At 64.2% G+C, this 397-nt stretch carries 1 protein-coding gene; it reads right to left on the minus strand.

Annotated features, from left to right (window positions below):
• Positions 1–397, minus strand: a 397-nt coding sequence (locus tag ACLZOT_RS50265; protein WP_416976025.1) for a hypothetical protein, incomplete at both ends; no start/stop codon positions are given.

Genomic DNA, 397 nt, shown 5'->3' on the forward strand with positions numbered 1-397 from the left:
CCCTCACGGTTGCAGCGGATTCCGGTGCCGTAGAGAGCGACCTTGTTCGTCAGCTTCACCAACGAGCCGCCCTCGACGAACCCGTTGCCAGTGATAGTGCCGAGGACAGGCATGCCGAGGCCGGCGATGGTCTTCGTTACATGAGCTTCCTCGCCCCGGCGCATCACCGGCGCCAGCCGCGTGATGATCGCGCCGCCCTTGACGTTGACCAACGGGTCGCGCGTGTAGATCGACTTGGTGAACTTACCCGGCAACGGGTCCAGCACCTCGGTCTGGATCCCGTGGCCCTGCAAAGTCGCCACGAGGTTGTCGTGCTGGAGCTGCATACGCGTCAGGTCCGGCGCCTTGTCCGAGTACCAGTAGCCCATGTCGTCCGGGTCGAATGCGACACCGAGCT

The sequence above is a fragment of the Streptomyces sp. 4F14 genome (assembly GCF_048159485.1).
Taxonomy (GTDB): domain Bacteria; phylum Actinomycetota; class Actinomycetes; order Streptomycetales; family Streptomycetaceae; genus Streptomyces.